The organism is Streptomyces sp. NPDC026673 (genome assembly GCF_040638135.1).
In the GTDB taxonomy this organism is placed as follows: domain Bacteria; phylum Actinomycetota; class Actinomycetes; order Streptomycetales; family Streptomycetaceae; genus Actinacidiphila.
In genome coordinates this window covers 46,056-55,865 of sequence record NZ_JBEZXR010000060.1, presented here as the reverse complement: position 1 = coordinate 55,865, position 9,810 = coordinate 46,056, and the positions used below count along the sequence as shown (strand labels likewise).

Below are 9,810 nucleotides of genomic sequence, written 5' to 3'. Positions count from 1 at the left end.
CCCCCACGGATCGTGGGGGCGGGACCGGCCGCCTGCGGCCCGCATCGGGCGGTCGCCTGCCGCGTGGCCGAGCCGGGCGGCGCACCCGGGCGCGTGCGCGGGGCCGACGCACCCGTACGGCGTGAGCGTCGCCGGGACGGCCGGGGCGGTGGTACTCGCGCGGGTCGCGGTGGTGTCTTCGCCTCCCGCGGGTGCGGGTGCGGCGCGTGGGCCGGCCGTTCCCTGAAGTCCGTTTCCCCGGCGACGCGTTCGGCACGAGGGCGTGCCGCGGGCGCCGGCGCGCGACCCATGGCGGGAACCCGTCGCCGCGCCGGGGGCCCGTATGCGGCGGGCACGTGCCCTGCGGCAGGATGTGTCAGATCGCGCCGGGACACCGTGTGTTCGGCGCCGTTCCCCCGAACGTCTTCTGAACGATAAGGCGACAAGTGACGACACAGCACCCCCCGCGCCCCATGGGTGAATCCATACGCACGTGGGGAGGCGACCGGTGACCCGCGCCCTCACGCTGCACGATCTGATCGTCGCCGGTGCCGCGATCGCCGCCGGCGCCCTGGCGGGGCTGCTGCTGCGGCTGGCCCTGAAGTGGCTGGGCGAGCGGGCCAGGAGCACCAGGTGGGGCGGCGACGACATCGTCGTCGCGGCCCTGCGCACCGTCGTGCCGTGGGCGGCGCTGGCGGCGGGTGCCTGGGTGGGGGCCGCGGCCCTGCCGCTGACCCGCGTCGTGGACCGGACGGTCAACCAGGTGCTCGTCGCGGTGCTGATCCTGGCGGCCACCATAGCCGCGGGCCGCATGGTCGCCGAGATGGTGCGGTCGCTGGCGCTGGCCCGGTCCGGGGTGGCCGCCTCCGCGACGATCTTCGTCAACATCACCCGCGTCGCCGTGATGGCGATGGGCTTCCTGGTCCTGCTGCAGACCCTGGGCATCTCCGTCACGCCCCTGATCACCGCCCTCGGCGTCGGCGGTCTCGCCGTCGCGCTGGCGCTCCAGGACACGCTCGCCAACCTCTTCGCGGGCGTCCACATCCTGGCGTCCAAGACCGTGCAGCCCGGCGACTACATCCGCCTGAGCAGCGGCGAGGAGGGCTACGTCGTCGACATCAACTGGCGCAACACCGTGGTGCGCCAGCTGTCGGACAACCTGGTGATCATCCCCAACGCCAAGCTCGCGAGCGCGATCGCCACCAACTTCCACCAGCCCGAGCAGCAGATGTCCCTCATCGTCCAGGCGGGCGTGGGCTACGGCAACGACCTGGAGCACGTGGAGCGGGTGACCATCGAGGTCGCGGGCGAGGTCATGGCCCATGTGGAGGGCGGCATCCCCACGCACGAGACGGTGGTCCGCTTCCACACCTTCGGCGAGTCGCGGATCGACTTCTCCGTGATCCTGCGGACCTCGGAGTACGGCGAGCAGTACCGGATCAAGCACGAGTTCATCAAGCGCCTGCACCGCCGCTACCGCGAGGAGGGCATCGAGATCGCCTTCCCGACCCGGAACGTGGTGCTGCGTCAGGAGCACGGCGACGGGATCTCGCTGCCCCATCAGCGTACGGCCGCGACCTCCGGCAACTGACGGCCGCGCCGCCGGGCACGCCCTCGGGGCGTCCCCGGCGGCGTATCGGGTCGGGGGAGTCGCCGTGCCGGCGCGCCGACCGCATGGCCGTCCCAGGGTGGCCGAGGGGGCACAGACGGTGTTCAATATGGCAAATAACGGACGATAACTGGACATCGCGAACCCTGCTCGATACGGTCGTTTGAGGGCGGAATCCGCCCTTCGAGCCGGTGCCCCGCGGCTCCCCAATCGCGCGCACATCCCGTGGAATTGGGTCCGACCAGGGGCGAGGCGCCAAGCCGCACGTTTCCGAGAGGGGAAACAGCCATGCGCGCACAGCGATTTCTCGCACTGCTCGCGGGCCCGGTCGCCGTGGGAGCCCTGGCGCTTCTGCCGGCGGCGCCCGCACAGGCCGCGACCGCCACGCATGTGACGGCGGGCGCGGTCGGGGCGCAGGCAGCGGGCACCCTGGCGCCACAGGCGAGCGATCGGTACTGGCGCGGCTACCGGGACGGCAGGGACGACGGCCGCTACGACGCCCGCTCGCGTCCCCGCTGCCGGAACCAGTGGGACTCCTACCGCCCCGGGAGCTGGAACAACGAGTACCGGCGCGGCTACCGCGACGGTTACCGGGACGGCTGGTACGCGTACTGCTGACCGGGCGCAGGTGCACCGCCGCTACATGCACACCCGCTTGAACTCGTGGGCCCCCACGCGGGCCCGGAAGCGCACCTCGTGGCCCGCGGCGTCGGTGAAGACGGCCTCCGTCGGGGAGATCAGCGTCATCGTGCCGCGCTGGACGGGGTTGTCCCAGCCCGGCGGCGGGTTGAAGGCGCCGCCGGAGAGCGGGGTCTCGGCCTCGAAGTACGTCGAGCCCACCAGGGCCTCGTCGATGCCGCAGTGGGTGTAGAGGTCGAAGGGGATCGCGGTCGGGGCCGCGGTGGTCGCGGCCGTGGCGACCGCGCTGGTCACGGCCGCCGCGGGGGCGCTGCGCGGCGCGGCGTCACAGCCCGCGAGCGCCGCGGCGACGAGGAGGACGGGGACGACGGGGACGATGGCGCGTGCGAAGTTCCGGGAGGTCATGGCGGTTGGACGCCGCGGCCGGGGCCGGGGTTCCACGCGGCGCAGTGCGTCCCCGGGACGCGGCGGACCGCGGTCCACGCGCACCCCGGCGGCCGCGGCGCTCAACACCCCGAAGTGGCGGGCGACATGGCCGCGGAGCCCGTCGAGCCCGAGCGGGGGACTGCCGGGCGCCGGAGCCGCGTCGATCAGCGGCGCCTGAACATCCCGCCCCGCCGGGTCCGCAGGCACGGCGTGCGCAGGTCCTCGACGCGGCCGCCCGCTGCTTCGCCCGGGCGGGCTTCCACCGCACCGCCATCCAGGACATCGCCGCCGAATCCGGGTTCAGCACCGGGCATGGCTATATCAGCCCCCGGATGGGGGAGTTGGGCGCCGACCGGTACCCCGGACGCGTCCAGCCGTCCTCCTCGGACGGTGGGCCCGGCCCCTCCTCACGGCAGCGGCGCCGCAGGCAGCGGTCGTACGCCGGGCCGCCGGCCAGCAGCGGCAGCGGAGCGGTGAGTATCGCGCCGATCCGGATGCCGCACGGCGGAACCGCCTGAGGGCGTCCGTTCATCGGGCACGGAACGAGTACGGACCCGCGGCACCGGCCACGGATCGGCCGCCGGCAGCCGCCCGGCCGGGAGCCGGACGGGCCGCCGGGCTAGCTCATCTGACGGCGCACCAGTTCGAACAGCCGCCCGCCGGGATGCGCCAGCAGGTCGGCGGGGCGGCCCTCCTCGACGACGCGGCCGTCCTCCATGACGACGACCCGGTCGGCGTCCATGACGGTGGAGAGGCGGTGGGCGATGACGATCCGGCTGGCCCGCAGCCGCCGGGTGCTGTCGATGACGATGCGCTGGGTGTCGTTGTCGAGGGCGCTGGTGGCCTCGTCGAGGAAGAGGATGCGGGGTCGGCGGATGAGGGCCTGGGCGATCATAAGCCGCTGGCGCTGGCCGCCGGAGACGGTGCTGCCGCCGGCGATCATGGTGTGCAGGCCCATGGGCATGCGCTTGATGTCCTCGGCGAGCCCGGCCATGGCCGCGGCCTCCATCGCCTCCTCCTGTGTGTACGCCTCGGCGCCGCAGATGCAGTCGAGGATCGACCCGGTGAAGGGCTGGGCGTTCTGCAGGACGACACCGCACTGGCGGCGGACGGCACTCTGGTCGAGGGCGGCCAGGTCCTGGCCGTCGTAGAGGACGCTGCCCGAGGCGGGCCGGTCGAAGCCGATGAGGAGGCGGAGCAGGGTCGACTTGCCGCAGCCGCTGGGGCCGACGATCGCCACGAACTCGCCGGCGCCGACCCGCAGGGAGACGTCGTCGAGGACGAGGGGGCCGTCGTCGGAGTAGCGGAACGAGAGGTCGCGGGCCTCGATGGCGCCGGAGAGCGTGCCGGGTTGGGTGCTGCCGCCGCGCACCTCGGGGGCCTCCTCGAGGACCGGCTTGACCTGCTCGTACATCGGCAGCACGGCCGCGGCCGACAGCAGCGCGCCGGTGAGCTGGGTGACCGAGGTCAGCAGCATGGTCATGGCGGTGCTGAAGGTGAGGAACCCGGCGGCGGACAGCGAGCCCCGGGCCGGGCCCGCCAGGAGCATGAACATGATGAGAGAGCAGAGCGGCAGGTAGACCGCGTTCAGGACGGTGGTGATGTTCTTGATGCGGCCCGCGCGCCGCTGGAGCTCGCGGCTGCGGGCGAAGCGGCGGGCCCAGGCGGCGTACGCGAAGCTCTCGGCGGCGGCCACCCGCAGCTTGGGCAGCCCGCGCAGCGTCTGGAAGGCCTCGTTGTTGAGCTTGTTGCCGAGTTCCACCAGCCGTCGCTGCCAGCGCAGTTCCCACAGGCCGAGGCCCAGGAGCACGGCGCCGATGACGACGAGCATGCCCAGGGCGGCCAGCGCGAGCGGCACGCTGTGGAGGAGCAGCAGCACCAGGCTCATGCCGCCGACCGTCGTCGCCTGGACGACGGCAGGGCCGACCCCGGCGAGCACCCGGCGGATGGCGCTGATGCCCATGGCGGCACTGGCGAGTTCGCCGGTGGACCGCCCGGCGAAGAAGGCGGTCGGCAGGCGAAGAAGCCGGTCCCACACGGCGGGTTGCAGCGTGGCCTCGATACGGCCCTCGACGCGCAGCACGGTGAGGTTCTGCATCAGCATGAAGACGGCGCACACGACGCCGGTGACGACGACGGCCAGGGCGGCCTGCACGATGAGCCCGGTCTCCGCGTCGGGGACGTAGGTGCCGAGCACCTGGCCGGTGGCGATGGGCACCAGGGCGCCGAGCCCGACGGTGACGAGGCCGGCGAGCAACAGGTTGCGCAGGTCGCCCCCGGAACCCCGGAGGCTGAAGCGGAGCAGCCGCAGCAGCCCGCCGTGCCGTTCGGGGAGCGGCCGGTAGAGCATGACGGCCCGTCGCTCGAAGTCCTCCGCGTTGTACTCGCTGACGCGGCCGCGGCTGCTGCCGCCGGCCCCGATGGCCTCGTAGCCGCCGCGCCGCCACAGCAGGGCGACCGGGGTGCCGGAGGCGGCCCGCCGGCCGACCAGGGGCCCGATGTCCTCCCGCCACCAGGCGCCGTCGAGCCGCACCGTCCGGGTGCGGATGCCCGAGGTGACGGCGACGCGCTCGACCGGGTCCGTCCGGTCGCTGACGGCGCCGCCGCGGGACGGCGGGGTCAGGGTGATCCCGGCGGCCTGCGCGACCCGCCGGCAGACGGCGTACGTGGTGTCGTCGGAGGCCGCGGCGGAACGCGAGGCGGGCTTGCGGGACGCGGCGATGGAGTCCAGCAGATCGCGGTCGGCCTGCTCGCGGACGGCCTCGCCGGCCTTGATGCCCGCGGCCGTACGGTCCTCGTGGGCGCGCTCCAGGCCCTCGATCCAGCGGTCCAGGGTGGACAGCAGCCGGTACTGCTGGTTGACCATGCTCTGCCACATCGTGCCGTCGACGAGCAGATCGCCGGCCGCCTCGGCGGAGTACGCGGCGCCGTACTGCACGCTGCCCGGGGAGACCGGCAGCCACAGGATGTCGTCGTCGGCGACGTGCTCCCCCTCCGTCGTGCGGCCGTCCAGGGGGGCCTCGTACAGCACGCGCTGGCTGCGCCCGACGCCGAGCGCGAAGGCGTGCTCGAGGAGGCTGAGGGCGAGCTCCTGGGTGTCGTACCCGGCGCCGTACCGGGCCTGGTGCGTCCACGGGTCGGCGGAGGGGTCCTGCGGCGGCCGGTACAGCTCGCGCAGCGGGACGCGGCGCAGGAAGCAGCCCTGGAGCGGACGGCCGACGAGGGTGTGCCGCGGTCCCTCGACCGGGCCGAGCAGGAGGGTGCCGGGTTCCAGGCGGCCGAGGTAGTGCCAGTGGCCCTGCTGGGCCGCGTCGACCGCGAACAGGTCGAGGGCGCCGGCCACCACGAGCCACAGCACGTGCGGCCCCTCCAGCGGCAGGCTGCGCAGGCCGGTGCAGTCCACGGGGGTGCCGAGTCCGCCGAGCGCGGTCAGGACCGGATCGTCGGTGGACGTGCCGGGCTGTACGGGGATCACCCTCAGTGCTCCTTGACCAGTGCGGCGTAGGCGCCGCCCGCCGCGATCAGCTGCTCGTGCCGTCCGCGCTCGACGACCGTGCCGTGGTCGAGGACCACGATCTCGTCGCTGTCGCGGACCGTGCTGAGCCGGTGCGCGATCACCACGCAGGCGCAGCCGCGGCGCCGCAGGTTGTCGATGATGACCTGTTCGGTCTCCGCGTCCAGGGCGCTGGTCACCTCGTCGAGCACCAGCACGCTGGGCCGCCGGACCAGGGCCCGGGCGATCTCCAGTCGCTGCCGCTGCCCGCCGGAGAAGTTGCGGCCGTCCTGTTCGACGCGGCTGTGGACGCCGCCGGGGCGGCGGGCGACGACCTCGTACAGGCAGGCGTCGCGCAGCGCGGTCTCGACGTCCGCGTCGGGGATGGAGGGGTCCCAGAGCGCCACGTTGTCGCGCACGGTGCCCTCGAAGAGGAAGACGTCCTGGTCGACGAAGGAGACCGATGCGGCCAGGGCGCTGCGCGGGATGTCCTCCAGGCGCTGCCCGTCGATGCGGATGGTGCCCTCCCAGGGGCTGTAGAGACCCGCGATGAGCCGGGAGACGGTGGACTTCCCGCTGCCCGAGCCGCCGACGAGCGCCACCTGGCGGCCGGGCGCGACGGAGAGCGAGAAGCCGGACAGCAGCGGCTTGTCGAGCGGGCTGTAGCCGAAGGTGACGTCCTCCAGCGTGACGTGGCCCTTCAGACGGCGGGTGCTCGCCGCGGGTTCGGGCCGGGCGTAGAGCGAGTCGACGGGGAAGTTCTCGACGTCCTTGAGCCGGACCACGTCGGCGGCGAAGTCCTGGATGCGCCCGGCGACCCCGTTGAGCCGGGTGATGGGCGCGGTGAACCGGGTGACCAGGGCCTGGAAGGCGACGAGCAGGCCGATCGAGATGTGCCCCTCCACCGCCCGCAGCCCGCCGATCCACAGGATCAGCGCGCTGTTGAGCGTCGCGAGCGTCGGGGCGACGACCGACAGCCAGGCGCTGGGTACACCCAGCCGCTGCTGCTCCTCCAGGGTGGTGGCGTGCTGCCCGGCCCAGCGGCGGAAGTAGCCGTTCTCGCCGCCGGTGGCCTTCATCGTCTCGATCAGCTGCAGGCCGGTGTACGAGGTGTTGGTGAGCCGCGCGCTGTCGGCGCGCAGCTTCTGCGTCCGGGTGGATCGCAGCCGTGTCACCACACGCATGGCGACGGCGTTGAGCAGGGCGATCCCGACGCCGAGGACGGTGAGCTGGGGGTCGTACGTCCACATCAGCAGCGCGTAGAGCACGACGACGACGCCGTCCACGGCCGCGGCGGCCAGGTCGCGGGCGAGGGTCTCGGCGACCGCGTCGTTGGACTGCAGGCGCTGCACGAGGTCGGCGGGGTTGCGCTGGGTGAAGAAGGTGACCGGCAGCCGCAGCAGGTGGCGCAGGAAGCGGGCGCTGCCGAGGGTGGAGGAGATGATGCGGCCGCGCAGCAGGTTGGACTGCTGGACGGCGGTGAGCGCCGCGGTGAGCGCCACCAGGACGGCCATGGACGCGAACAGCACGCCCAGCATCGAGGTCTGGTCGCCGATCAGGAACAGGTCGATGTACGTCCGGCTGAGCGCGGGCAGCGCCGCCCCGACCGCGACGAGCAGGAGGCTGGCGGCCAGCGCGGCGATCATGGTGCCGCTGGTCCCGCGCAGCCGGGCCGGCAGCGCCCCGAGGACGCCGGGCCTGCGGCCGCCGCGATGGAAGTCCGGACCGGGCTCGAAGGTCAGCACGACACCGGTGAAACTGGTGTCGAAGTCCTCCAGGGGCACGAAACGGCGGCCCTTGTCGGGGTCGTTGACGTGCACGCCGCGGCGGCCGAGGCGGCGGCCCATACCGTCGTAGACGACGTAGTGGTTGAACTCCCAGAAGAGGATGGCCGGGGCGCGCACCTCGGCGAGGGCCGCCGTCTCCATCTGCATGCCCTTGGCCCGCAGGCCGTAGCCGCGGGCCGCCTTCAGCAGGTTGCTGGCGCGGGAGCCGTCGCGGGACACGCCGCAGGCGATGCGCAGCTCCTCCAGCGGGACGTGCCTGCCGTGGTGGCCGAGCACCATGGCCAGCGAGGCCGCGCCGCATTCGACCGCCTCCATCTGCAGCACGGTGGGGGTGCGGACGGCGCGCGGCCTGCGGCCCGGTCGCTGCCGGCGGGGGCGGGCGGCCTCGGGGCGGTGTCTGCGGCGGCCGGCGGGCGGCAGCGGCCGCTGCTCGGGCCGGGCGGGCGCGGTCAAGGGAGCAGCCAATCGATCGGGCGCTGTGCGGCCAGGTGGACGGCGCCGGTGGCCAGGGTCATGGAGTCCAGTTCGTACGAGGGTCCCTCGCCTTTGGACCAGCGGTAGCCGCTCGGGGTGCGGGACGAGGTGTCGAGCGTCACGACGACGGCCACGGGCCGGCCCGCGCGGGTGAGTTGCCCGGCGAGCTCCGGGTCGCCGAGGTCGGCGGCGATCTGCCGGGCGGTGCGGGAGGTGCGGCCGACGGCCCGCACATGGCCGCGCAGCACGCCGTACCGTGCCTGGGGCGCGGACTCGACCGCGAGATCCACCGCGGCGCCCACCGCCACCGAGGGCGCGCCGGACGCCGGGATGTAGAGGGTCGCGGTCAGAGGGTCGCCGGTGTGGGCGACGCGTTCGACGGTCGCCACGTCCGCTCCGACGGTGACGACGGTGCCGATGGCGGCCACCAGCGTGCCGACCCGGCCCGCGGCCACCGTGCGGACGACGGTGTCGCCGCGCTCCGTGCGGACGTTCAGCAGGGGGGCGCCGGCGGGCAGTCGGTCCCCTTCGTCCGCGAGGACCCGGGTGACCTGTCCGGCGACCGGGCTCTGCAGGACGTAACTTCCCTGCCCGTAGCCGATAATTCCGGGCGCGCTCAATTTCGATGCCACGGAACCGGTGACCGCCCAGAAACTCGCGGCGGCCATCACGAGAATGGCGACGGACAGTACGAGGCGGCCCTGCGGGCGCGCGAAACGCACCGGGAGATCGAGTTCTTCCGGTGATTGGAGCTTGGCAAGGGCCTTTTGGCGGAACTGCACGGAACTCTTCCCTCAGCCGTGTCCCTCGCCATGGGGACGGGATGTCGCAATGGCCGCCGCGGGCCCCGGAAGGGAGGCAACCGGGACCCGCGGGGCCACGTGTCTCAGAGACCCGCGATCAGGCCGGTGGCCAGGCCGGTCACGGCGCCGGTGTTGACGCCCGAGAGGCCCTCGACGGTGCCGACGACACCGGACACGGTGCCGGCGACCGGGGCGATCGACTCGACGGTGCCGGTGGCGTTGGCCACGAGGCCGCCCACGAGACCGCCGGAGACGTTGTCCAGGTCGGCGTCGGAGATCTCGCGGGTCTCAACCTGGGAGGTGAAGTCCATGGGGGGTTTCCCTTCGTGTGAACACATTTCGTGTGGCGAATCATCAGGGGGGCAACCTCTTCGCCACGGCACGGGATACAAGCATGGGAGCAGGCGGGACGGCCAATTCCCGACCGGTGCGTTCGAATTGGGTTCGGATTCAAGGCTTCACCGGTGTGCCGGAATTCGCACGCCCCGGAGGCGAATCCTTCACATCCGGGAGTTCCCGGGGCGCGGCGGAACCGGGCACTCCGGATCAAACCCCGCGCCGCGGGGGAGGGTGCTCCGTGCGGACGTGCGGACGTATGTC

Annotated in this window: 8 protein-coding genes and 1 pseudogene; 3 read left to right on the top strand and 6 right to left on the bottom strand. The window is 73.4% G+C overall.

The window, feature by feature from the left end; genetic code table 11:
* The first annotated feature begins 487 nt into the window (after positions 1-487).
* Positions 488-1,570, top strand: a complete 1,083-nt coding sequence (locus AB0F62_RS31420) for a mechanosensitive ion channel family protein (RefSeq protein ID WP_361806899.1) — start codon at positions 488-490, stop codon at positions 1,568-1,570.
* Between the two features lie 306 nt (positions 1,571-1,876).
* Complete coding sequence (locus AB0F62_RS31415) at positions 1,877-2,206, top strand: hypothetical protein (RefSeq protein ID WP_361806895.1); 330 nt, start codon at positions 1,877-1,879, stop codon at positions 2,204-2,206.
* 21 nt (positions 2,207-2,227) lie between these two features.
* On the opposite strand, the gene AB0F62_RS31410 is transcribed toward AB0F62_RS31415, so the two are convergent.
* Entirely contained in the window at positions 2,228-2,632 is a 405-nt protein-coding gene (locus AB0F62_RS31410; protein ID WP_361806892.1) for a hypothetical protein, read from the bottom strand.
* Here AB0F62_RS31410 and AB0F62_RS31405 point away from each other — a divergent pair.
* Positions 2,611-2,955, top strand: a pseudogene (locus AB0F62_RS31405) (TetR family transcriptional regulator); the annotation flags it as partial. The gene AB0F62_RS31410 and the pseudogene AB0F62_RS31405 overlap by 22 nt on opposite strands.
* A gap of 14 nt (positions 2,956-2,969) precedes the next feature.
* Here AB0F62_RS31405 and AB0F62_RS31400 read toward each other — a convergent pair.
* From AB0F62_RS31400 to AB0F62_RS31380, 5 genes are all read right to left on the bottom strand, one after another.
* Entirely contained in the window at positions 2,970-3,185 is a 216-nt protein-coding gene (locus tag AB0F62_RS31400; RefSeq protein WP_361806902.1) for a hypothetical protein, read from the bottom strand.
* 87 nt (positions 3,186-3,272) lie between these two features.
* Positions 3,273-6,128 (bottom strand): NHLP bacteriocin export ABC transporter permease/ATPase subunit, encoded by a 2,856-nt coding sequence (locus AB0F62_RS31395; protein WP_361806889.1) that lies wholly within the window; start codon positions 6,126-6,128, stop codon positions 3,273-3,275.
* A gap of 2 nt (positions 6,129-6,130) precedes the next feature.
* On the bottom strand, positions 6,131-8,386 hold the full coding sequence (locus AB0F62_RS31390; protein WP_361806886.1) for an NHLP family bacteriocin export ABC transporter peptidase/permease/ATPase subunit: 2,256 nt from the start codon (positions 8,384-8,386) through the stop codon (positions 6,131-6,133).
* A complete protein-coding gene (locus AB0F62_RS31385) occupies positions 8,383-9,189 on the bottom strand; it encodes an HlyD family efflux transporter periplasmic adaptor subunit (protein ID WP_361806883.1) in 807 nt (268 codons plus the stop codon). Before AB0F62_RS31385 ends, AB0F62_RS31390 begins: the two co-directional genes overlap by 4 nt.
* Before the next feature lie 104 nt (positions 9,190-9,293).
* Positions 9,294-9,521: a type A2 lantipeptide gene (locus tag AB0F62_RS31380; protein ID WP_361806880.1), complete on the bottom strand. Its 228-nt coding sequence runs from the start codon at positions 9,519-9,521 to the stop codon at positions 9,294-9,296.
* Positions 9,522-9,810: the final 289 nt, after the last annotated feature.

Coding starts and splice junctions, on each gene's coding strand:
- AB0F62_RS31415 (WP_361806895.1), top strand. CDS start 1,877: ATGCGCGCACAGCGATTTCTCGCACTGCTCGCGGGCCCGGTCGCCGTG.
- AB0F62_RS31410 (WP_361806892.1), bottom strand. CDS start 2,632: ATGACCTCCCGGAACTTCGCACGCGCCATCGTCCCCGTCGTCCCCGTC.
- AB0F62_RS31400 (WP_361806902.1), bottom strand. CDS start 3,185: ATGAACGGACGCCCTCAGGCGGTTCCGCCGTGCGGCATCCGGATCGGC.
- AB0F62_RS31380 (WP_361806880.1), bottom strand. CDS start 9,521: ATGGACTTCACCTCCCAGGTTGAGACCCGCGAGATCTCCGACGCCGAC.